The sequence below is a fragment of the Mucilaginibacter phyllosphaerae genome (assembly GCF_004378255.1).
Lineage (GTDB): Bacteria > Bacteroidota > Bacteroidia > Sphingobacteriales > Sphingobacteriaceae > Mucilaginibacter > Mucilaginibacter phyllosphaerae.
The window spans coordinates 59,759-83,830 of record NZ_SNQG01000003.1; the positions used below are offsets into that span (position 1 = coordinate 59,759).

Consider the following 24,072-nt stretch of genomic DNA (forward strand, 5'->3'; position numbering starts at 1 on the left):
TGATTTATAATTCTACTTTAATACCAAAAGTGTATTGCGCGCGCGGCTTAATGGTGCCGATGGGGTACTCCGGGTCCTCGCCCGTTTTGTTGGCCACAACCGTATATAAATTATTACCCTGCAAAGTAAGCTGCGCACCGTGCACCCCTAATTTTGATAGTAATTGCCTGGATATATTGTAGCTTAAGTTCACCTCCTGCAGCCTGGCCAGGTTAGCATTCACATAATTATAACTGAGGTAAGGGTAGTAGCCTATCCAGTTACCGTAACTGTAGGTGTTGGGGTCTGTGGGCAGTGTCAGCATTTTTGACGGGTCGGCATTAAGCACTGCGGATATTTTGCTGTTGGGTAAATTAACCGACCCTGATTGCGGGTAGTTAAAATACTGCGCCTTAAACACGCCGCCAAATTTGGCTATCAGGATGAACGACAGGTTAAAATCATAGATCTTGAAGGAGTTGGTCATCCCCAGGATATACGGCGGATTAAGCGTGCCTGCATTTTTAAGAAAACCCAGCCCATCCATCGACGGGAAGTTTGAAAGCTGGAGCCTGGTGCCATTGGGGCCAACTACCGTAGGGTTGCCCGCATTGTCGAGCCCGGCATATTCAAAAGCAAAAACAGTGTTGGGGTCATAACCCTCCCTGTATGATCCCTGCCCGGTATTTACCAGCGCGTATGCCGGGCTGCTTGGGTTAAACAGTTTAGTGATACGGGTTTTATTGTAAGAAGCATTAAAGCTGCCGTTCCAAACAATATCATTTCCTTTCAATGGGATAACGGTCCCTAATGTGATTTCAATGCCCTTATTATCCAGGCCGGCATTATTAAAACGTTGTACCGATACGCCATTTACGGATGGAATGGCAATCTGGGCAAGCAAGTCCTTACCTTTTTTATTGTACACATCAATTTTACCATACAATTTATTGCCGAACATTGCAAAATCAAGCCCCAAATTAAATGTGCCTGTTTTTTCCCAGGTAAGGGTAGGGTTGCCATTATCTGCAATGGTGGCAGTATAATCTTTGGTGTAATTATCGGCCCGGGTGTTGTAGCTTAGTAAAGTATATGGACTGGTAAGGTTATCTACATTGCCTGTGTAGCCATAGGTTGCGCGCAGGTTTAAACGGCTTAACCAGCTTACATTTTTCAGGAATTCCTCTTTGGTGATATCATAGCCCAACCCCATAGAATAAAAGGGCGAGTAGCGATACTTAGGCTCTTTGGCGATCAGGTTAGAGGCATCGGTACGGTAACTGCCGGATAGCGTATATTTATTTAAATAAGTGTACGATGCATTGGCAAACATGGAGAAAAAGCGGCGGGTAGCATACCCAAAACTGTTGGTGTAGTTAAAGTAATTGCCATAGCCATACCAGCCGGTTGTGCCCGTTGGGCCGTTTGGAAAACTACCTACGTTAAGCGTGTTTTCGTTATAACCATACGTAGTGGGGTTGGTGTAGCTCTGCGTTACAGCGTTGTTAACCTCGGCACCTGCTACTATGTTAATTTCGTGCTTATCGGCAAACATGCGCGTAAAGTTTGCCTGGTTACGAATGTTATAGGTTTCTACAGTGGTGCGGCTTTGATCTAACATACCGCCCAATGGCAGGTTTGGCGTTACATTGCCGGTAAGCGTTTGATCCCAGGAAGAAGTAGTATTAACGGCATTACGCACATAAAAGGTTTGGTCGTTACGATAATTCTTATTAACCATGCTTAAATTTTCGTACTGTACTTTAGTGTCGAAAGTTAAACCGGGCAATATTTTAAAGGTAAGGCCGGCCTGCAACCGCGCCGTAATATTGTTTTCGGTAATGCTTTGGTTCTCTCTTTCCTGTATGGGGTTGTAAGAAAACGAATACGGGAACATGGAAAGCGGTACGGTTCGGTCAAGTATCGGCTGATAATACTGATGGATATCTGTTAAAGAACCGTCGGGGTTTTTCAGCATTTCATACGGCGAGAGGGATTGCAGGTAATATAAACCTACCCCGTTATTATTATTTTTTTGGTAATTTAAGGTAGTTGAGGCATAAACATCCAGCCATTTATATACGTTGGCGGTTGTGCGGTAGTTAACAGCATATTTACGGCTGTCGCTCCCCGTAAAATTCGTTTGGCTTTGCTCGGCAAGTACAGAAACCAGATTATTCATCCGGTTAGTACCGCCTGATAAGGTAAGGTTGTATTGCGTGGTAACAGGTGCCGACAGCAGGTAGTCGGCAATCTGGCTGCGGTTATCCTGCGTTTTAAGCTGTGCAAGGCGGGCGCTTAACTGGTTGTTAGTTAAAAATCCCAGCCTGTTCTCGTTCAAGGCAACGGTTGCTTCGGATGTTCTGTAATTTTCATAAAAAGAACCCGAATTTGGGAACGCGCCCCATTTGTTAAAAGACAGCTGCTCATAATCTACCGTTTGGGCAGACGACGCCAGGCCGGTGGCATAACCTACATTAAACTTGGGCGAAAACCTGGTAAAAGCAGAAAATTCTACCTTAAGCGGTGCATTACGGCCGCCTTTTTTAGTGGTAACCACAATAACGCCATTGGCTGCACGGGCCCCCCAGATAGATGCGGCAGCGGCATCTTTTAAAACAGTTACGGTTTCAATATCATTGGGGTTAACTGAATTAAAATAGTTTAAGCTGGTATTCCTTATAGCAAATCCGTCAACCACAAGCAGCGGTTCGTTATTTTGATTATTAGCATACAGGGTTGTTTGGCCGCGTATCTGTATCTTAGGGATGCCATCCACATCATACCTAACCTGCATACCGGCAACTGTACCCACTAAGCGTTCGGCCAGGCTTTGGTTTGGCTTTTCTATCTGGCTTTTCTTTAGCAGATCGAACGAGCCGGTTGCCCTTTCTGCAGATATTTGCTGGTAGCCGTTATTTACCACGTTTACCGTACTCAGCTGCATTTGCCCGGTTGACAGGGTGATCCGTTGCCTTACATCTTTGCCTGTTAAGGTAACATAGCTTTGCTGCGCTAAATAGCCTATATAGGTTACGGTAAGCTTATATTCGGCCGGCGGCAGGTTACCGAACCCAAATTCACCAAACTCGTTTGTTTGGGTAACATAGCTATTCGGCACATTTGCCAGCGGCTGCCTGGTTTCCAGTGCAACCGTAGCGCCTACCAGCGGTGCTCCCGCCGTATCCACCACGCTTCCGGAAATACTTGCCTTGTCAAAAAAAGATCCTATCCTGTTAAAGATCGTCTTCTCCTTTATCACCACCATTTTATCCTCTATCGAATACTCCAGCGATTGGCCTTCCAGGCATTTTTGAAGAACCAATTCCAGGGCCTCATCTTTTACAGCAATGCTAATGGGTTTCTTTTTGCTTAAAAGTTCGCGGTTGTACAAAAAATCATAACCTGTTTGGTTATGGATCTGCCGGAAAAGCTTTTCGAGCGACACTTTATTTTGGTTAAGCGTTACCCGTTGGGCCAAACCTGCCGCACTTACCTGCATCAACGTAACGATGAGTATAATGGTAGTTAAACGCATTATCAGCCATATTTTATGGATATAGCCTTTCGGCATACCCGGTTTCCTGGTATAAAATTTATACATTTGTTAAGTTTGGTTTAGCAGTAAGCCTTATGGTTCGAAGCTTGGGGCCACTGCGATTATTGTTGATATTTTTTATTAACTGATGCCAAACAACTGCCAGGGGTGTTTGCGCACTTCTGGCTTGTTTGTTTAATGCCTTAGCTTTGCTGCTGTAAAAATTTGCCCATTTGCTTTGGTTAAAAGGTTAATCAATCTGGTTAATTAGGATGTATGTTATAGTTATTTGCTTACGTAAACCTTTCGCCCCTCCACTCTGAAATGCACCTCGCCCGTTTTCGCCATCATTTTAAGTATCGTTGAAATGTTTCTCTCTCTGGATGAAAAACCACCCAGCTGTAAATTAACCGGTGCCGACGGCTCATAGATCACTTCAATATTATACCAGCGGGCAACCTTGCGCATCGTGGTGCGGAAATCATCCCTGCCAAACATAAATTCGTTATTCTTCCAGGCCACCGCCTCTTCGGTATCGGCATCATTAACTGCTATGTTATTACCCATTAACACGGCTTGCTCGCCCGGTTTTAACATCTTGTCTTCGTGGCGCAGGCCGGTCACCCTAACGCTCCCCTCAAGCAGCGTGGTTTTGGTTGCAGACTCATCGGGGTAAGCGTTGATGTTAAAGTGTGTACCCAAAACCTGCACCTCCTGTTGGGCGGTTTTTACAATAAACGGATGTAACTTATCTTTGGCAACCTGAAAATACGCCTCGCCCGTTAACGTTACCCGGCGCTGTGATGCCGCGGCGAAAGATGCCGGATATTTAAGTGCTGATGCCGAATTCAGCCAAACCTCGGTACCATCAGGCAAGCGCACCTGGTAGGTTTCACCTTTTGCCGTGGTCAGCGTATTAAACTTGTTATAATCTTTCTTATAATCTTTTACCTCGTAAATAAGCTGCCCGTTAGCGGCTTTAGTAATCTTTACGCCAACCTCCTCGGCTACTGTGCCTTTAGTGGTATCCGTTAGTACAATCTTGCGGCCGTTCGCCAATGTCAGCGTTGCCGTGTTCCTGCCGGGGGCTAAATCATTTTGGGCTGTTTGATCTTTTGCAGCCGGTTTAACACTATACTGATAAAAGTATAAGCCGATACCCAGGCAGGCTGCAATTGACGCAGCTATACCAATTCTTTTAATAAAATTACTTTTATGGGGCTCATCCTTAATTTCCCAAATGGCATTTTCTGTTTTAACCTGATTTAAAACCCTGTCCCAGCGTTTAGTGTCATAATCATCTTTCAGCTCTGTAGCCTGCAATTCATCAAGCAAAACATCTTTTATCTCTTTATCGTGCTGCCCCGTTGCAATTAATTTAAATAATTGCGTTACCTCTTCGGGCGAAGCGGTACCGGCCGTATATTTTTCAAATAATGTTTTAACCAGGGCAGTATCGTTACTCATAACTTTGTGGGTTATTTTCTTGTATAATTTGCATTTATACAGATAAGACGATCACCAGGCCATAGTGGACTATCCGAAAAAAAGATTTTTTATAAAAAATTGAATGAAGCTTTTATTTGCCTGTTAACAGCACAAACACGGCTACAGAAAAAACACTGGCGCGTTTTTCTGCAAACATGCGGATAGATTTTAATGCCGTTACCAATTGGTTTTTTACCGTGTTGCGAGAGATATTCAATCTTTCGGCAATTTGTTCGTGCGTAAGGCCTTCGTTCCTGCTCAGATGATAGATGAGCCTGCGTTGTTCTGGTAAAGCAGAAACTGCCAGATCTATAATGGCTGCGCTTTCCCTAAAAATAACCCGCTCCTCCGTATCATTGGTTATTTCTGTAGAACGATAGGCGATCTTGTCCATCAGCTTTACGTTATTCGCTATCTTTTTTAGATAATCCAAAGTTTTGTTGGTAGCGATATTGAACAGATACGAGGTAGGGTGTTTAATGTCATTTAACAAGTGCCTGTTGATCCAGAGCTGAACAAAAATATCCTGTATAATTTCCTCGGCTAATTCCGGCGTGCGCACCATTTTTTCTACAAAGGGAGAGAGCCTTTTGTTATAATGATGATAAATTGTTTCAAAGGCGGTTTCATTACCCTTTGCAAGTTCTGCAAAGAGTGCCGTTTCATTAATCAGTTTGTGAATGGTGTTTGCCATTAATAACTTTTGCCTTGTTGCTATTACTATCCTAAATTTAATAATAAATAGCTACCAATATTACTTAATTATTTGGTAATTATTAAATTAAGGCAAGTAAAAGGCTTGGCTGCCGGCTAAAATGCTAAACATGGCGCTAAAAAGTAGTCGCCACTTTATCTGCCTTGTCAATAATCTACATGGTAAAAAAGAGAACGGGAAAACTCTTCCTATCGAAAGTGCTTTCCCGTGAAAGTGGTCCTGACGAGAATCGAACTCATATCTAAAGTTTAGGAAACTTCTATTCTATCCGTTGAACTACAGGACCAGTTCTTTTTAAGAGTTGCAAAAATGCAAATTTTACCTGACCCGAGCAATTAACGTTACAATTTTATTCTGTATCGTTATTTGTAGTGTTGGTTAAAGCAGCAGCAGCCCCTATGGCACCTACTACAACAGCGCCGGTAACCACTTTTTAATAACCGGTTGCCTTTGATAAGATAAAGTAGTCGCCCCTGGTATGGTCAAATCCATCCAACTGCTGTAGGTCTGTTAAAGATGTTAATGACCTGGATACGAAAAACTCATGCTGATAAGCAAATGGTTTCGGCTGATTATCTTGTATGGTGTAAAGTGTAAGATACGTTTTAAATAAAAGAGGGGAATTTGCTTTTTCGAAATTGGCATTCTTTACCTTAGTTAGGCTTTGTGTGTATTTATCCGGTATCTGCTGGTTTTTGAAAGCGCTGTCTGGTATCGGCAAAAATTCATTAGTAAGAAAAAGTGTAGTATTGTTACTTTGCGAGCGTGGTGGTAAAAATGTGGTAGTTTTAGGCAGGCCTGCAACTGCATTTATATTGCCTGTTGTAAAACTTGTGCTATTAACGGCAGGGATAAGGTTACGGTAGGTGCTTGTTGTAGCATCGATTGAACCATTAATATGCATGTTTTCGGGCACAAAACTAATCGCCTTATCGCCAATGATTAAAGCTGATCTTTGCCAGTCGATATATAACGGCTGTTCTAATTTATTATAAACGTTGATGGAAACGGGTGCATTGGTACCGTAAAAAGAGTAGGAGATCCGAACGGAGTCGTTCTGAAATTCAAAATTGCCCGATTGTTCGTTTTTAGATGTGTTAGTACTGCTAAGAACATTTAGCTGATACCTGCTACATGATGTTAAAGCGAAAAAGCAAATTATTAATATAGTAAAAGTTAGGGTTTTCATAAAATGATCCGGTTATAAGGGTTGTTATAAAACCATGACTTAGAAACTAAGCCATGGTTTAATCTGCAACAAACTTATTACCGTATCACCGATCCGTTGGGCATTTCATCCGCCGGGGCCACAAAGCTTAGTTTGCCTTCGGCATTTTCGGCCATCAGGATCATCCCCTGCGACATGATGCCCTTTATCTCCCTTGGCTGCAGGTTTACCAGTATGCTTACCTGCTTACCAACAATGGTATCCGGCTCGTAATGCTCGGCAATGCCCGATACTACCGTACGCTGATCGATCCCGGTATCAATAGTTAATTTTAACAGCTTTTTGGTTTTAGCAACCTTTTCGGCAGTTAAGATGGTACCCGTACGGATATCCATCCCCACAAAATCATCAAAGGTGATATTTGCTTTAGCCGGGGCAACAACCGGTTTTGCGGCAACCGCCGATGCTGCTTTTTTATCCGCTAATTTTTGGATCTGCTTTTCAATGGCTTCGTCCTCTACCTTTTCAAAAAGCAGGGCGGCCGGGTTAAGCTGATGCCCGTTGGCAAACTCCAGTTCCTGGTCAAATTTAACGGCATCCAAATTTAGCATGCCGAATATTTTAGTGGCCGTGGCAGGCAAAAACGGTTGTAAACAGGTGGCCAAATGGCCTATTAATATCAGGCTGTTGTGCAGGGCGTTCCTGGCCGTTTCAGGGTCGTTTTTTATGCGTTTCCAGGGCTCTTGTTCCGTTAAATAACGGTTGCCCAGGCGGGCTATATCCATCACATTTTGCAAGGCCGCACGGAAACGGTAGCTCTCCAGATTTTTGCCCAACTCGTCATAATGGCTGCCCAATTCGGCATCTACTTTGGCATCTGTTAATTTTATGGCAGCGCCAGCGCCCTCTACTTTGCCATCGTAATATTTGTGCATCAGTATCATTACCCGGTTAACGTAGTTGCCTAAAATGGCTACCAATTCGTTATTTACGCGTGCCTGGTAATCTTTCCAGGTAAATTCGCTGTCGCTGGTTTCGGGCAGAATGGATGTTAGCACATAGCGCAGCTCATCCTGCTTGCCGGAGAATTCTTCCAGGTACTCGTGCAGCCAAACTGCATGATTGCGCGATGTGGATAGCTTATCCCCTTCCAGGTTCAAAAACTCATTGGCAGGTACGTTTTGCGGCAGTATATAATCGCCGTGCGCCTTTAGTATGGCCGGGAATATAATGCAGTGAAACACAATATTATCCTTACCAATAAAGTGCATCAGGCAGGCATCATCTTCCTTGTTGGCTTGCTTTTTCCAGTACTGCTGCCAATCCTTGCCGTTATCTATGGCCCACTGCTTAGTGGCCGATATATAGCCTATCGGCGCATCCATCCACACATATAGTTTTTTGCCTTTGGCCTCTTCTAATGGTACGTCAATACCCCAATCCAGGTCGCGGGTCATCGAGCGCGGCTGCAGGCCTGATTTTAACCACGAGCGGCATTGCCCAAATACGTTCACCTTCCATTCACCTTCTTTTTCGTCTATCCATTTCTCTAACCAGGGCTGGTACTTATCCAAAGGCAAATACCAATGCTTGGTGGGTTTTAAAACCGGCTTTTTACTGCTCAGGGTTGAGATCGGGTCAATCAGGTCTGTTGGGTTTAATGATGTACCGCAGTTTTCGCACTGGTCGCCGTAGGCTTTATCGTAGCTGCAAACCGGGCAGGTGCCGGTAATATAACGGTCGGCCAAAAACTGGTCGAAATCTTCGTCGTAATATTGCTCAGAATATTTTTCAATAAACTCACCTTTCTCATACAGGTTCAGGAAAAATTCCTGCGACAGATCATGATGTATAGCAGATGAGGTGCGATGATAGATATCAAACGAGATCCCAAACTCTTCAAAACTATCCTTGATCTGGTTATGATACTTATCGATAATAGCCTGCGGGGTGGTACCCTCTTTTTTGGCTTTTATAGTGATAGCTGCGCCATGCTCGTCAGATCCGCAGATGTACACTACATCCTTTTTCATCAGCCGCAGGTAACGTACAAAAATATCTGCCGGCAGGTATGCGCCTGCCAGGTGGCCAATGTGCAGCGGCCCGTTAGCGTATGGCAACGCCGATGTTATGGTGTATCTTTTATATTTATTAAGTTGCGACATTAAACAGGGATGTTTATTAATTTGCAAAGATAACTTTTTAGTCGGTAAGACGGAAAGTCCGGATGACCGTAAGACGGAAAGTTGATCAGCATAAAATATAATTTAAACTTTTCGGACCTATGCCGACAATCGAACTCGCGGACACACCCATCCCCTACCTTAAAAAAGGTGATAAAGTAGCCATAACCTGCCCTGCAAAAAAGCTCCCGATCGCTATGACGGATGCGGTGGATCTTTTAACTAACTGGGGCCTTGAAGTTGTATTGGGCGATACTGTAAATGCCAGCTATCATCAGTTTGCGGGCGATGATGCCTTTAGGGCTAAGGATATGCAGCGTTTTATTGATGACGATAGCATTAAAGCTATTTTTGCTGCACGCGGCGGCTATGGCACTATCCGGATGGTTGATCTGGTTGATTTTGCCAAACTTGCCACGCATCCTAAATGGCTGGTTGGCTTTAGCGATATTACGCTGCTGCATGCACATATTATTAACAATTATAGTTTGCCCTGCATTCACGGGCAAATGCCTTTAAACATCCCGGATGCTACTTCATACTCTTTAGAAACTTTACGCAAAGCCCTGTTTGGCGAAGAACTTAAATACCTGATTGAACCCAACCCCGTAAACCGTATCGGTAACAGCGGCGGTGTACTGATTGGAGGCAACCTTTCTTTACTGCTGGCAATTATAAATTCTGTTAGCGATATGGACTATAGCGGAAAGATCTTGTTTATAGAAGATGTAGGCGAATACCTTTATGCTGTTGACCGGATGCTGAGAGCCCTTAAACGTGCCGGAAAGCTTAAAAACTTGGCAGGTTTAATTGTGGGTGGTTTTACCGATCTGAAAGATAACGACATCCCCTTTGGCCAAACGCTGCCACAAATTGTAATGGATGTTGTGGCAGGGTATGATTATCCCGTTTGTTTTGATTTCCCGGCAGGGCATGTAGCCAACAACTGCAGCCTGGTGCTGGGCAAACCGCTAAACCTGATGGTAAAAACAGAAGGGGTTGAACTAAATTACTTATAAACCAAATACAATATACTATGGCATACTTTAGTAAATTAAACCAGTACAAAGATGCTGGCTTGCTTATTATCCGCGTTGGCTTAGGTGCAATGTTTATTTACCACGGCTACCCAAAGCTAATGGCCGGCACCGAAGGATGGGCAGGCTTAGGCGCATCAACCAAATATGTAGGGATAAATTTCGCCCCTGTATTTTGGGGCTTTTTAGCCGCACTGGTAGAAACACTTGGCGGTTTCCTGCTTGTTATAGGCCTGGCATTTCGCCCGGTTTGCTTACTGCTTGTAATTAACCTGGTTGTTGCTGCAGCGATGCATTTAGGCAAAGGAGACGGGCTGCAAGGCGCCGCCCATGCGATAGAAGATGCTGTGATGTTTGCCGGTTTACTATTTATCGGCCCTGGCAAGTATAGTGTTGATAAACGCTGATCAAAAAAATTTAAAACACAAAAAAGCCGCTCATCAAGTGATGAGCGGCTTTTTTGTGTTTAATACTGTTTACTATTTACGTACTAATACTTCTTCGGTGGTTCTTGCACCGCCCCTGTATTGGTAATGTAAGGTAAATGTTTTGGTTGCCGGATCATATTTATTTACACCTTCTTGTGTAAAAGGACCCGGTAACGCTGCTTGTGTTGCAGCAGGCCATATAACTGTAACCGAATTATCTGCATTTATCTTAAGATACAATGGCGTAGCATCACCTAAATCGGCAACAGTTGAAGATACTGTGTTAGCATCTACTGTACCAAGCACCTTAGTTTGATTAATCGCCCTTTCGTCCAATCCAACACGAACAAACTTACCAGTTGCGGTATAGCTTGCATCATATTGATTTTTGATACCTACAGTAGCAACAATTGTATCCTGAGCTTTGCTTGTTAAACCACTTGCGTCGGTAATAGCTAATGCAATAGCATATTTTGGAGCAATTACCTTAGCGCCATTGATCTTAACTGTAAAGTTCTGAACATCAGAACCAGCAGGAAAATTAATTGTAAAGCCGGTTGATGTTTTTTTAATATTATCGTTACCAAGAGTGTAAAGATCATTAAGAGGCATATTAACATACGCTCCCTCTCCAAACTCTGCATCCAAATATGCCTGGCCTAAATCTTTAAATGTAATTGTTTGCGCTTTCTGTAATTCTGCAGATGATGCAGCATCCTTTCTTAACGTAAACAACGAAACAGTTTTGATATCTGTAAAGGCATCAAAAAACAAGTTTCTTTGCGGCGCTTCCACAACTCTAATGTAGGATTTTCCTTTCCCTGTTGCTTGTTCACCCGAGTAGCTATCCTTACGGCATGCATTGAACAGCAATACTGCAACGCAACCTATAGCCAGGTATTTAAATAAATTCGTTTTCATATTTTTTTTTCTAAAAAATGTAACAATAGTTAGTTTTGATCCCACCATACACGCGCATCCTGAGAATCGGTTCCTGCTGCAACAGCAGGTCTTGTGTTAGCAGGAATCCTTTTAACAGCCTCAGCGTTATTTACACCGTTATTAGTAGCCTCTGATACTGCATAAGTAAACCTTCTAACAATTTGCTTTGAAGTATTGGTAGCATTTGGAGCCGGCAATAAAGCTGGTACACCATAGGCTACTGTTGGCGTGGCAGGAACAAGAGCTACCGGGGTAGATTTTCTCCAGATATTCCAACCCATGTGGCCGTCCGGATAAGATGCGATCCAGCGTTGTAAAGTAATTCTATCCAATGCATCCTGGCCAGTTAAACCTGTTAAGCTACCGGCACCTGCTGTTAAATAATTAGCTGGTACAGTAACATTAAATTGTGCATGTGATAAAGTAATACCAGCATTATAAAAATCCTGTGCACTACCTGCTACCCATCCGATATTAACGGCTTCCGCTATTGCTAAATTCACCTCAGCAGCTGTAATTATATTAACTACGCCGTTTTCCAAACGGAAACTACCTCTTAAAACACGAGCCCATTTAGGATTAGCATCTGTAAAAGTAGTGGTTACTGCACGAGTATAACCATAAGGTACGCCAATATCCGAAGTTTCAGTATTTCCTGCGGCTTCTGATGCACCACCATAAGATACGATACGTGCATCATTAAGATCCTTTAACGTTTCGGTCATTATTTCGCTTTCACCATAATCCTTACGACCATCGTATAATGACCACCATCTGCTTTTGTAGATGCCGCCAGGATAAGTAACCGCAAAATTATCAGCATTTGAATTAATGTAACCGGCAGACATAGCAGCCTTAAAGTCTGTTGCAGCATAACCGCTTGAAGCAGGTACTTTTTTAGATAGCTGTATTGATACCAGCATCCTCAAAGAGTTTGCAGCCAACTTCCATTTAGCAATAGAACCGCTATATATAATATCGCCGGTAATACCACTGTTATCAAGCTCTGCAGAAGCAGATGCTAAAGTTGCTAAAATACCTTTATAGATATCTTCTTGCTTATCATACTTAGGCGTAATTACCTCTACACCTTTCAAAGCGTCTGAGTAAGGTATGTCACCCCAAGAATCTGTTAAAACCCAAAACACGTACTGCTGCAAAATTTTTGCTACAGCTTTTTGGCTTTTTGTTGCTGTAGGTGTGTTAATTATAGTTTGCAGATCAAATAATACCCCGCTGTACGCGCCTGTAAAATCATTCTGCGGGATGGCATAAAGCGATGCAGTTGTGTACTGAGTTTCACTAAAATACTGAGAATACTGCGCGCCGCTAATTGCTGTTGTACCGGTTGAAGCATAGCTGGTAACTGCATTTTCTGCATTTGTTAACAACGCATTTACAAGTGGTACGTTAACAGCAGATGGATCAAGATTGGTACCACCAAAGTCTTTGGGTTTGTTACAGCCTACTGCGCCCCATAAAAGGACTGCAGATAAAGCATATATATATTTTCTTTTCATTTCGTTGAATGTTAAATTATTTTTTTGATTCTTAGAAACTCATACGTAAGTTAAAACCAATAGCTCTTGTGCCTGGCAACTGACCGGTTTCTCCTACAACTGCATCAACCTGAGACGGATCAAAGTCCTTAGTTTTTGCATACAATAAGAATAGATCACGACCTACAAGCTGGAATGACGCACTCTTGATATATTTGTTTATACCCAATTTAGCAACTGGTATTTTATAAGCAACTCCAAGTTCGCGTAATTTAATAAAGGTAAGATCGTAAATGTATGAATCAAAAGTTTTGTTATTGTATAAACTGTGGAAGTAATCCTGGGCATCTACATAAAAGCTAACAGCATTACCATTGGCATCAACACCGGTAGTTTTAACACCACCACCGTCAGCAACAGCATCACGAATTGGGTTACCTTTATCATTCAGGCCTGCAGTACGTGCAGTTAAGCCGCTATATGAACCCCACATGTTTGATAATGAAACGAATTTACCGCCAAACTGGTAGTCGATGTTTGCATTGATCGTGAAATCTTTAAAAACGGTGAAGCTATTTTGTAAACCACCTGTGTGTTTAGGCAATACGCTGCCAAAATAAACTTTTGGATCATTTTGATAAAAGCCATTTGCATCTAAGATTGGTACGCCTGATGAGTTACGCAATATACCATTACCGAATATTTGACCCCATTGTTTGCCCTGCTCATGTACTAAGCCAGGCATTGCATTTGCACCACCCCAAACTTGCGCAACAGAAATTTGTTGAACATTGTATTTATTACTGATCTCAACAACTTTGTTATCAAGCAAGTTAGAGTAAGTTGCACTAATTGTCCATGAGAAATTAGGGATTCTTACCGGTGTGCCTTCAAGACGCAAGTCAATACCTTTTCTGGTAATTAAACCTACGTTAGTATAAATAGATGTTACACCTGCTGCACCGTTAACACTAACAGCTTGTGGGAAGTTTTTCTCATCACCATTCCAATAAGTAGCTGAAATGCCTAATCTGTCATTTAAGAACCTTAAATCCAAACCTAACTCTTTTTGAGTTACCACAGAACCTGTTAAAGCTGGGTCAGTGATCTGATCTGCTCTACCTTGCAGAAGGTTACCGTTAAATTTATTGGCACTAACATTATATTGTGTGCCCGGATAAGTGTAAGCACCAAATGTTGTACCATTACCAAACGCTTTAGGTATTTCACCCCAAGATGCCCTTAATTTACCATAGCTTAACCAATTTGATTGGCTTTTCAACAAATCGCTGAATACGAATGAACCACCGACAGATTTAGATAAGATTGAAGGCTTAGAGGCTGGTAATACAGAAATCCAATCGTTACGTAAGGTACCTTCTAAAAACAAGAAGTTTTTGTAACCAAAGTTAGCACGGCCAATTAATGCCCTGTACTGCTCTCTGATTCTTGAATTACTTATTACCGGCGGATCAACTGAGTTACCAACGGTAAATAGATCATCAATAGCCAGGCCATTAGAAGTACTATTATAAAGGTCTTTATAAGTCCAGTTGTAAATATCTGTACCAACATTGGCATTTACAGTAAAGTCACTTATTTTCTTGTCATAAGTAGCTAAAAACTCCCAGTTTTCACGATTAGAATATGTTTGGCCTGTGTAATAGTAGCCTTTATTCCTTGCCTCATTACCAGTAGTTTGCGTACCGCTTACAGCTAATTGCGTACTATACTTTTGTTCCTCCCAGGTATTAGTCTGAGATTTACGGTATGTTCCTCTTATCGAGAAATCTTTTGTTATTTTATAGGTTAAACCGATGTTACCTAATAAACGGTCGCGGTTTAAAATATTGTTATGCAGATCTTGCGCCGTAAATGGATTGTACCAGTAGTTACCAGCGTAAAATTGTCTTCTGGTTGCAGCGGTAGAGCCATCGTAAGAACTTGGGTTATTATGGTTCCAGCTTGCGTAAACACCATCAGCTGTTCTTAAGCCTCTTAATTCCTGCATGATACCCATATCCAGATCACGGTGGAACCATTGGTTAAAGTTACCGGATGAGTTATTTGAATAATCATCGTTGATCTCACCGTTAAGCTTGCTGTTGATATAGTTGATATTTGCAGTTAAAGTTAATTGCTTGCTCAAGTCTACCGAAGTATTTAACTGGAATGTATTCTTCAATAAATATGAAGTTGGGATCAAACCGCGGCTGTATTGGTTACCGTAAGATAATTTAACTGAATAATCATCACCTGCTTTGTTAAAAGCAACTGAGTTATTCAAGGTAATACCGGTTTGGTAATAATCACGTGCATTATCCGGGTTAGGAGTCCAGCTTGCGGTTTTATTTGAGTATTTAGTACCGGCATACCAGGCATACCATGGAATGTACTCCTGGCCAACCATTTTAGGGCCCCAGCTTGCATCATCCGTATAGTCAGGATAATATTTGCCGCTTAAAGCCTGCCATTCTGTTGGGTCGCCGGCTTTCCAGTTGTATTGAATAAAGTCAGCAGAACCACCACCACCATAAGTATTTTGGTAGTTTGGCAAGATGTATGCTTTATCAAACTGAGAGCCTAAGTTAAGATCGATGCCTATTCCACCGTTCTTTTTAGCCTTTTTAGTGGTAATAACGATAGCACCGTTAGCACCCTGAGGACCAAACTGAGCAGAAGATGCCGGGCCTTGCAATACAGTAACGTCTTCAACATCATCGTTGTTAAAGTCATCTGCATTTGTAAGGATGGTACCATCAACAACGTAAATTGCGCCGTTACCAGATCCAAAACCGGATGCACCACGAAGCCTAACTTCAGTGTTTCTGCCTAAAGCAGCAGCAGACTGGCTACGAACTTGTAAACCGGCTACCTTACCCGCTAATGCATTGTTAATGTTTGTTTGACGAACAGTGTTTAACTGCGTAGCACCAACAACCTGTGCAGAACCTGAGGTAGTACGAGAGTTTTGTTTGATACCAAACACACCCGTTACCACCACCTCTGAAAGCTGACTGGCGCTTGAAGCTAAAGAAGCGTTTACCACAGCACCGTTAATAGCAACATCCTGTCTGGCAAATCCAATAAAAGAGAAAGACAGTTTTGTTGCCGACGCTGGCACACTAAGACTAAATTTTCCGGAAACGTTGGTTTGAACACCAATTGTGGTTCCTGATACTGTAACACTTACTCCCGGCAATGGCAAACCATCGTCTTTGGAAGTAACTGTACCAGTAATCGTACGATTTTGTGCATGTACCTGGGTTATGCATAACACCAGAAAACACAAACTTACTAGTAGAAGTTTTTTCATGTTTGTTAATAATAAGATCAGTTAATAGTTAATTAATCATAAAAGTAGTGTTCCATTATCAATAAATCAAATTAAAAAGTGAAAAAAGATGCTTTTTAATAAAAATATTTTAAAAAAATATAAGTAATTAAAAAATACAGTACTATGTATTGCATAATACAATCCAAAACATATATCTTTGTATTATGATTGTAGAAAACACACAAACCCAAATGAGGAAAGGCATACTGGAGTATTGCATCCTTTCCATTATAGCAAAGGGCGAGATCTATGCATCGGATATTATTGCCGAGCTGAAGAAGGCCCGACTGCTTGTAGTTGAGGGTACGCTATACCCCCTGCTTACCCGCTTAAAAAATAACGGCCTGCTTGCCTACAACTGGGTGGAATCAACATCCGGCCCGCCGCGCAAATATTATGTGTTGAGCGATGATGGCCGCAAGGTACTCGAACAGCTCGACGGCACCTGGCAGGAACTTGCCTTTGCCGTACAAACCGCCATTGGCGACAGAAACAATAACTAACCACTAATTATCATCACCATCATCATGAATAAAACTATTATCATCAATATAAACGGCATCGTTTTCCATATCGAAGAGGATGCTTATGAGATCCTCAAAAACTATATGACCGATGTACAGCGTCATTTTATGAACTCGGCCGATAGCCTGGAGATCACCACCGATATCGAGAACCGTATTGCAGAGATGTTTAACGAGATCCTGCTGCGCGAAGGCAAACAGGTGATCATTATACAGGATGTTAAAACCGTTGTGGAACAAATGGGATCTGTTGAAGACTTTGAAACCATTGAAGAAGGCGATAAACCGCATGCCCAGCAGGCCTTTATCTACGGCAGCGGGCCACGCCGCCTGTTTCGGGACCCTGATGACCACCTGGTAGCCGGCGTTTGTTCGGGCATTGCCAACTATTTTGATTTTAATGCCGTTTGGGTACGCTTGCTATTTGCATTCTCGGTACTGTTTGCAGGCACGGGGTTCATTTTATATGTAATACTATGGATTGTTGTGCCTAAGGCCGTTACCCGCGCCGACCGTATGGCCATGAAAGGCCAGAAGCTGGATTTGCAGGGCTTTAAAAATAATTTTGAGGAAGAGCTAAACACCGTAAAAGGCAACTTAAACACCTTTAGGGACGAAGCCCGCCCGCTTATCTATAAAACCCGCGATTTTGCCGGCGATATTTTTAGCCACTTCGGCAACTTTTTGGGCGGCGCCGGCCGTACCATTGGTAAACTGATAGCCATAGCACTTATTGCAAGCTGCTTTGCAGGCATTATAGGCCTCATCATACTGGTAATATCTGCCTTTGTATATGGTAATCACCATATTGGTATCTACCACATGTTCCCCTTTAACATTGCCGATGAGCGTGTTAACAACATATTTATAGTATGCTCGGTACTGATGGCCATTATACCGCTATTAGCTATTATTTTAACCCTGATCCATTATGTATTTAAAGGCAATGTAATTAACCGCACGGCAGGTTCTGTCTTATTGATGACATGGGTAATTGCCCTATGTATCGTTATTTATTACACGGCTAAAACATCTGCCGATTTTAGGGACTACGCCAGCTTTAGCCAAACCATAAACATCAAGCCATCTGCCGATAGCACCTATTACCTGAAGCTGAACGATATTAAATTTTTAACAAAGGAAGACAGCATCAGGCTTAAAGTGAAAGAGGATTTTAACGGCCGCATTATTTTAGATGACGATGACGATAATAATATGGACCTGCCCGATAAGAACATAGATATATACATCGAAAAAAGCGATGTGGCACAACCCGTGCTGGTAGAATCATTCAGCGCACGCGGCAGCGATTATGAGGATGCGCTATATAATGCCCGTGGCACCAATTACCAGTTTAAGCAGGAAGGCAATGTACTGCGCTTTAACCGCCGCCTGGAAAAACAGGCCGACAGGCGCTGGAGAGCACAAAGGCTGCATCTTACGCTTAAGATCCCCCTGAACTCGAAAGTTATCATTGACCAGCAGATAGACCGCTTTGTAAGAGATATCAGCGCTTACGATTGCAACCAGGTAAACAAAAAAGAAGATGCATCTGCAGCAACATTCATCATGACGGATAATGGCCTGCAATGCAAGGTAGATACTTTGGTTATCCCGCAAACGCTAAAACAAAAAGCCGTTGCAGATAGCGCCGCAAGGGCAAATGCCGAATAACAAATGAAAGCTATTATTATAAAATATATAAGCCTGCTGCTTTTCAGCGGGCTTATATTACCCCTTTATCTGGCTGTTCCTAAAAACGACACGAAACCGGCCGGTCATAAATTTATTTCTGCCGCAAAAACCATCTGCCGGCCAACCCCGGGCCAAACCTATTATATTACTATACAGGATATTGCAGCGCTTTTAATACCGCAGTTAAAAAAGTAACACTTTTTCTGTAACCTTTCTGCCCTAAATTACATCTTAGTATAAAAAGATAATTACATGCCCCCCTGGTGGCGGCATTCATAATAACCCTGTAGCTTTATATGAAAAAAACAGTACGATCTTATACCCTTTTCGGCGCGTAACCACGCAATAACACACGCAAACTTAATGCTTATAAAAAAACAAAGGATCACCCTTTGCAGGGAATTCTGTTGCTTAAATTTTTTGAACCATGAAAACACACTTCACTAAACTACTATATATTATACTGTTTGTATTTACAGCCGGCGCCGTAAACGCGCAAAATGCCAAAACAACAACTGCTATACACGGCATACTGCAGAATGACCAGGCCAAACCGATGGATTACGCCACGGTAACGCTGCTAAGGGCTAAAGATTCGTCGGTAGTAAAAGGCACCCTAACTAATGATGCGGGCAAGTATCAGTTTGAAGGTATAACCGCTGGCCGCTACATGGTTAAAGCCACAACCGTTGGTTATCAGCCGGCCTTTACAGCTGCTTTTGAGGTTGATGCAACAACAACTGCGTTTACAGCTCCCGTTATTAAAATACTGCAGAACAGCCAAAGCCTGCAGGGTGTTACCATTATTGCCGCTAAACCGCTAATTGAGCGTAAGCTGGACCGCACCGTGATGAATGTGGAGAACAGTGTGTTAGCTGCAGGCAACAATGCCCTGGAAATACTGGAACGCGCACCGGGTGTAACCGTAGATAAAGATGATAACATCAGCGTTAAAGGCAAGCAGGGTGTTACCGTAATGATAAACGATAAGCTTACCTACATGTCGGCAGCGCAGCTGGCCACCTACCTGCGCTCTACAGACGGTTCTAACATCCAGTCGATAGAGATCATCACCAACCCTTCTGCCAAGTATGATGCGTCGGGCAATTCAGGCATCATCAACATTAAACTAAAAAAGAATAAGTTAAGCGGTACAAACGGCAGCTTAACAGTAAATGCGGCCTACGGCAAAAACTTCAGGGATAATACCAGTCTTACCCTAAACCATAAAACCGGTAATTTAAACCTGTTTGGTACCTTATCCCGCGGAGATATTAACCGCGAAAACCTGATAGATATTGACCGTTATATAGATAGCGCCTCAAAAACCACTTACTTTAAGCAAAAAACAACCATGCTTAATCATATCCATTACAACAATTATCGTTTTGGGGCCGATTACAGCACATCTGATAAAAATACGATAGGCTTTGTTGTGAACGGCGATTACACCAACGAGTATAACGACAATAAAAGCACTACTTACCTGGGCTTAACCCCCGCCGCCAATGATTCTTACCAGAATACGTTAACAGATATGAAACAAACTTACCGCAGCATATCTGCCAATATTAACGACAGGCTGCAGCTGGATACCAACGGCCAGGCATTAAGCTTTGACCTGGATTACTCGCGCTACCACAATAACTCGGATGCTAAATACGACACCTATTTTTTTAAACCGGATGGAAGCAGTATGTCTGCGCCGCTTTTTTTAACCAACCAAACCCCTTCGTTTATTACGATATGGACGCAAAAAGCCGATTATACCAAGCAATTAACCAAAACACTAAAGTTTGAAGCAGGTGCAAAGTTCAGTTCTGTAAAAACAGATAACGACCTGCAGGCACAAATAAACAATAACGGAACTTTTGTAAATGATACTACGCGCACCAACCGTTTTGTTTACGACGAAAAGATAGCGGCAGGATACCTTAATTTGGGTAAAACTTTTGCCAAAACAAGCGTACAGGCCGGGTTACGCGCCGAACGCACATCATCTACCGGCAACCTGGTAACCGGCAACCAGGTAGTTAAACGCCAATATCTGGATTTCTTCCCGAGTGTGTTTATTAACCATACACTGTCTGACAAGCATGAAATAGGCATCAGCTACAGCCGACGCATAGACCGGCCCAATTATGACAATCTAAACCCCTTTAGATATTATCTGGACCAATATACTTATGAGCAGGGCAACCCTTTCCTGAAACCGCAATACACCAACTCATTCGAGTTGAGCTATACCTATAATAAAACCATTAATGTTACGCTGGGCTACAGCCGCACTTCAGACGTAAGTACGCAGGTATTGTTAACAGATTCGGTAACCAAAGCCACTTATCAAACCAACCTTAATTTACAATCGCAGGATTCTTATAACATCAACATCAATTCGCCTTATACCATTGCCAAATGGTGGACCGGTAATATCAATGCCACCGGCTTTTACCAAAAGTTTAAGGCCGACTCTTTACTGGGCGGGCAGCTGAATGCAGGTAAAGCCGCTTACCAGATCAGGGCCACACAAAACTTCCTGTTCAGCGGGTTTAAGGCAGAAGTATCGGGCAATTACCAATCGTCATTACGTTACGGTATCTTTGATATCAGGCCGCAATATTCTGTAGATGCGGGTGTAAGCCGGTCATTTGCCAATAAAAAGCTGAATGTTAAACTATCTGTAAGCGATATTTTTGATACCCGCCGTAACAATGTAAGCAGCCATTTTCAAAGCGTTAATTTAGATATCAGGCAGAAGAACGAAACCCGCTTAGGCCGCCTTACACTTACCTACAACTTTGGTAACAGCAAAATAAAGGCAAGCCAGCGCCAAACCGGCGCCGATGATGAAAAAGGCAGGGTAAAAAGCGGAGGGTAGCCCCCGGCCCCCTGAAGGGGGAGCAGAATAAGCCAAAAAGCCTGTCTATGATTTATGGACAGGCTTTTTGCTTTTCAAGAACTCCCTCTTCAGGGGGTCGGGGGGCTACTGCACCATAAACACTGCGTTACTAAACAACAGTTTGCCATTCTCCCAGAAACTACGGAACAGGGGATCATCCACCAGATAAACTACCGAACCACGGCCGATAGATTGCACGCCCAGCAGCATGCCGTTATTTATTTTTTGTTTGGATTGCACACCGGCAAAACCGGCCACATAACTGTTTTTTTCTACCGTACCTACATTCCAATCGTCATCGCCAAGCATTTCATAAATATCGTCGCTCAGTTTTAACGAGTAATAATATTTAGGGAAACCGAAAGCCAGCGGATGGGTGTTGTCCATATTCAGCTTAAAAATGGCCCCCGGTATGCTGGAGCGGATCGCATCCCGGTTACGGTCGGCATAAACTTTAATGATCGGTTTGGTTTTCGCATCTGCCTTATCATCCTTTTTAATCTCTTTCTTTTTAATGTCGAACCCTTTTTTGTCTACCAATGCGGCTACTGCATTTTCTAACGCAATCAGTTTACCGCCATCTCGCACCCAGTTTTGCAGGTTATCTGCCGACAGATCGTTATACCTGCCATCAGGCATGATCAGCACATCAAAATCTGCCAGCTTGATCCGGTTGAGATCCTGGTACCTGATCAGGTTGATGGGGTAACCGATCTGCTGCTCAAAAAAGTGCCATACCTCGCCCATCGCTTCCGAATTGATCCCATCACCACTCATTACCGCTACCCGCGGCTGCTTAATATATTTTACATCGTACGAGCCGATATCCGATCCCTTATCCACAAAACCGGTAGATAGCGGCGTAAGCTCGTGCTCCATATCGGCCGCTGTTTGGGTAACTACGCGGTCAAAATCTGCCCGGTCGTTCCCGGCTTTGGTAACCAGTAAAGATCCCGCGGTAAACTTCTTCCCACCGGCTTCAAAAGGTGTTTCCGAATAGCGTACTTTAATCCCTTTTTTTAGCAGGGCCGATAAAAATTTAACATCGGCGATAGATTGCCATGCCGATACATAAGCATAGGCCTTTGTATTGGTTGGCAGCTGCGGCTTAACGATGTTGCGGCTGGTATTGGCCGGCTTGTATGATTCCTTAACGCCGTAAGCTTTTAACCCGTAAGCATAAGGCAAGGCCCAGGCAGTAATATCATACGTTGCCGAGTCGGGGATAAAGGTGCTCGGCTCCAGCAGCACATGCAGCAACACCGATTTTGGCTGATAAGCGTTCACCACCAAATCATTGGCATCTACGTTATACTGTTCTGTTGCATGCGTAAAGTAGTTATAGCCCGTTACGGCTTTTTGGGCAAGCCCATAGCCAAACCTAATGCCGTTACGGGTAAGCATTTTGGCCAGTTCGTTCACCTTTTCGTTATTATCGTTTTTAATTACATAGGTTTTATACACGCCCGGAGGGTTTTGGCGGCTGTTATCATAAAATTTTTTAAACTCATCAACCACCTTCTTTGCATTTGCCGATACGATCTCGACGGTGCTTAAGCTGGTGGTATGGTGGTGCGCAATACGCTGCGCCAGCGTAAGCGTATCGCCGCTGCGGGTAACCACCGCCAGGCCCGCGCTGATGCCGCCCTGCTCATAGGTCATCCCTATTGCGCCATTGTAAAGCGGGTAAGTATCCCCGTATGATGGGTACAGCAGGTCAAACTCCTGCTTGGTAAAATACATCCACCCGTTCTGATCGAAATATCTGGCGTTGTTTTTACCGATCACGATCTGAAAATCGCGCTGCCATTGGGTTATGTCCTTATGGTAAGGCTCGGCAGCAGGGGCAAAATAATAAGGATTGTTATAACCCTGCTCGTGGTAATCTACATGCACTTCGGGCAGCCACTGGTTAAACAGGGCAACACGCGCCTGGGTTTCTTTTTGTGCCTGCCATGCCCAGTCGCGGTTCAGGTCAAAATAATAATGGTTTACCCGCCCGCCCGGCCATGGCTCCATGTGCTCGCGCGAGGTTGGGCTGGCATCGGGCACCATGCCGCGTACCGAATTGTAAAAATTGGTGTACCTGTCGCGCCCGTCGGGGTTAAGGCAGGGGTCTATAACCACCACGCTGTTTGCTAACCATTCCTTTGCTTTGGCATTTGCCGGGTCAACCAGGTCAAACAAGGTCCACATGGCTGCTTCGGTTGATGACGGTTCGTTACCGTGCACGTTATAACTCAGCCAGGTAATCACCGGGGCATTTGCGGCAATGGCGCCGCTCTCTATCCCCGCCATGCGCAGGTTATTATGGCGTATCTCTTCCAGCCGTTTTATATTATCTTCTGATGCGATGAACATGGCCAGCAGCGGGCGGCCTTCGTTAGTGGTGCCAAACTGCTGCAGTTCTACATTTTTAGCAGTTTTGGCAATGTATCTAAAGTACTCGGCCACCCGGTAGTGCGGGGTAAATTTATCGCCAAGTTTATATCCTAAAAATTCTGCCGGCGATTGTATTTGCTGCGCAAAACCTGCGGCGCCGCAAAAAGCAGCTATTAACGTAAGTAGTAGTTTTTTTAACATGTATTTATGCTTATGTACCTAAAGGCTAAATCTAAAGATATTTTTTTGAGGTTTCAT

The 24,072-nt window shown here is 43.3% G+C and carries 15 protein-coding genes and 1 tRNA gene; 6 read left to right on the top strand and 10 right to left on the bottom strand.

What is annotated here, in order from left to right; genetic code table 11:
• Positions 1-4: 4 nt before the first annotated feature.
• The 6 genes from E2R65_RS08445 to metG form a co-directional block, all read right to left on the bottom strand.
• Complete coding sequence (locus E2R65_RS08445; RefSeq protein ID WP_134336060.1) at positions 5-3,583, bottom strand: SusC/RagA family TonB-linked outer membrane protein; 3,579 nt, start codon at positions 3,581-3,583, stop codon at positions 5-7.
• 219 nt (positions 3,584-3,802) lie between these two features.
• Positions 3,803-4,984 (bottom strand): FecR family protein, encoded by a 1,182-nt coding sequence (locus E2R65_RS08450; RefSeq protein WP_134336061.1) that lies wholly within the window; start codon positions 4,982-4,984, stop codon positions 3,803-3,805.
• A 112-nt stretch (positions 4,985-5,096) separates the two neighbouring features.
• Complete coding sequence (locus E2R65_RS08455; protein WP_134336062.1) at positions 5,097-5,699, bottom strand: RNA polymerase sigma-70 factor; 603 nt, start codon at positions 5,697-5,699, stop codon at positions 5,097-5,099.
• Positions 5,700-5,934: 235 nt separating this feature from the next.
• Positions 5,935-6,006: transfer RNA gene (locus E2R65_RS08460), tRNA-Arg, on the bottom strand.
• A gap of 147 nt (positions 6,007-6,153) precedes the next feature.
• Positions 6,154-6,909, bottom strand: coding sequence for a hypothetical protein (locus E2R65_RS08465; protein ID WP_134336063.1), 756 nt, complete (start codon positions 6,907-6,909; stop codon positions 6,154-6,156).
• A gap of 77 nt (positions 6,910-6,986) precedes the next feature.
• A complete protein-coding gene (metG, locus tag E2R65_RS08470; protein ID WP_134336064.1) occupies positions 6,987-9,053 on the bottom strand; it encodes a methionine--tRNA ligase in 2,067 nt (688 codons plus the stop codon).
• Between the two features lie 119 nt (positions 9,054-9,172).
• On the opposite strand from metG, the gene E2R65_RS08475 reads away from it, so the two are divergent.
• Complete coding sequence (locus E2R65_RS08475) at positions 9,173-10,090, top strand: S66 peptidase family protein (protein WP_134336065.1); 918 nt, start codon at positions 9,173-9,175, stop codon at positions 10,088-10,090.
• 17 nt (positions 10,091-10,107) lie between these two features.
• Positions 10,108-10,515, top strand: a complete 408-nt coding sequence (locus E2R65_RS08480) for a DoxX family protein (protein WP_134336066.1) — start codon at positions 10,108-10,110, stop codon at positions 10,513-10,515.
• A 72-nt stretch (positions 10,516-10,587) separates the two neighbouring features.
• Here E2R65_RS08480 and E2R65_RS08485 read toward each other — a convergent pair whose 3' ends face one another.
• Genes E2R65_RS08485 through E2R65_RS08495 form a run of 3 tightly spaced genes read right to left on the bottom strand, consistent with a single transcriptional unit; the run spans position 10,588 to position 16,293 of the window.
• The gene (locus tag E2R65_RS08485) at positions 10,588-11,457 is read right to left on the bottom strand and encodes a BT_3044 domain-containing protein (protein ID WP_158285241.1); all 870 of its coding nucleotides are present in this window, start codon (positions 11,455-11,457) and stop codon (positions 10,588-10,590) included.
• A 29-nt stretch (positions 11,458-11,486) separates the two neighbouring features.
• Complete coding sequence (locus tag E2R65_RS08490; RefSeq protein WP_134336068.1) at positions 11,487-12,998, bottom strand: SusD/RagB family nutrient-binding outer membrane lipoprotein; 1,512 nt, start codon at positions 12,996-12,998, stop codon at positions 11,487-11,489.
• Between the two features lie 31 nt (positions 12,999-13,029).
• Positions 13,030-16,293 carry a SusC/RagA family TonB-linked outer membrane protein gene (locus tag E2R65_RS08495; protein WP_134336069.1) on the bottom strand — a complete coding sequence of 1,088 codons (3,264 nt, stop codon included), beginning with the start codon at positions 16,291-16,293 and terminating at the stop codon, positions 13,030-13,032.
• 185 nt (positions 16,294-16,478) lie between these two features.
• On the opposite strand from E2R65_RS08495, the gene E2R65_RS08500 reads away from it, so the two are divergent.
• The 4 genes from E2R65_RS08500 to E2R65_RS08515 all read left to right on the top strand — a co-directional run bounded on the left by E2R65_RS08500 (position 16,479) and on the right by E2R65_RS08515 (position 21,411).
• Positions 16,479-16,817 (top strand): PadR family transcriptional regulator, encoded by a 339-nt coding sequence (locus E2R65_RS08500; protein ID WP_134336070.1) that lies wholly within the window; start codon positions 16,479-16,481, stop codon positions 16,815-16,817.
• 24 nt (positions 16,818-16,841) lie between these two features.
• Positions 16,842-18,512 carry a PspC domain-containing protein gene (locus tag E2R65_RS08505; protein ID WP_134336071.1) on the top strand — a complete coding sequence of 557 codons (1,671 nt, stop codon included), beginning with the start codon at positions 16,842-16,844 and terminating at the stop codon, positions 18,510-18,512.
• A 3-nt stretch (positions 18,513-18,515) separates the two neighbouring features.
• Entirely contained in the window at positions 18,516-18,728 is a 213-nt protein-coding gene (locus E2R65_RS08510) for a hypothetical protein (protein WP_134336072.1), read from the top strand.
• A 232-nt stretch (positions 18,729-18,960) separates the two neighbouring features.
• A complete protein-coding gene (locus E2R65_RS08515; protein WP_134336073.1) occupies positions 18,961-21,411 on the top strand; it encodes a TonB-dependent receptor domain-containing protein in 2,451 nt (816 codons plus the stop codon).
• A 105-nt stretch (positions 21,412-21,516) separates the two neighbouring features.
• Here E2R65_RS08515 and E2R65_RS08520 read toward each other — a convergent pair whose 3' ends face one another.
• Entirely contained in the window at positions 21,517-24,015 is a 2,499-nt protein-coding gene (locus tag E2R65_RS08520) for a M14 metallopeptidase family protein (RefSeq protein WP_134336074.1), read from the bottom strand.
• Between the last annotated feature and the right edge of the window lie 57 nt (positions 24,016-24,072).